This is a genomic window from Roseibacillus ishigakijimensis (assembly GCF_016595415.1).
GTDB classification, from domain to species: Bacteria; Verrucomicrobiota; Verrucomicrobiia; order Verrucomicrobiales; family Akkermansiaceae; genus Roseibacillus; species Roseibacillus ishigakijimensis.
The window spans coordinates 1-357 of the sequence record NZ_JAENIO010000172.1 but is presented as its reverse complement, the minus strand read 5'-3'; the positions used below and the strand labels follow the sequence as shown (position 1 = coordinate 357).

Genomic DNA, 357 nt, shown 5'->3' with positions numbered 1-357 from the left:
GCTGGTTCTCAGCAACGATTTTCAGGACGAGGTCGCGTTGTTTGTCGGAACATTTCCAGGCCGTTCCGTTGGGCCATCGGGTGATGTTGTTGGGGCCGGAATCGGAACGGTTTTCCGATTGGCCTCCGGTGGGAGCACCGGATTCGTCCATGCCATAGGTGGAAGGAGGGACGAAGCCGGTTTCCAGAATTTGCTGGTCCACATTGGACTGCAGCAAATGATAGAGACGCTCGGATTCAGCTTCGAGGTCATCAGTCGCCATCAACTCCGTCTCGACCGAGACCGAGAATTGATGCGACGAATATCCCGGGAGACCGAGGCGCTTGGAATAGTTAGCAATGAGTTTGATAGCCATAT

Annotated in this window: 1 pseudogene; it reads right to left on the bottom strand. The window is 54.3% G+C overall.

Annotated features, from left to right (window positions below):
* A pseudogene (locus JIN78_RS17040) lies at positions 1 to 357 on the bottom strand (hypothetical protein); the annotation flags it as partial.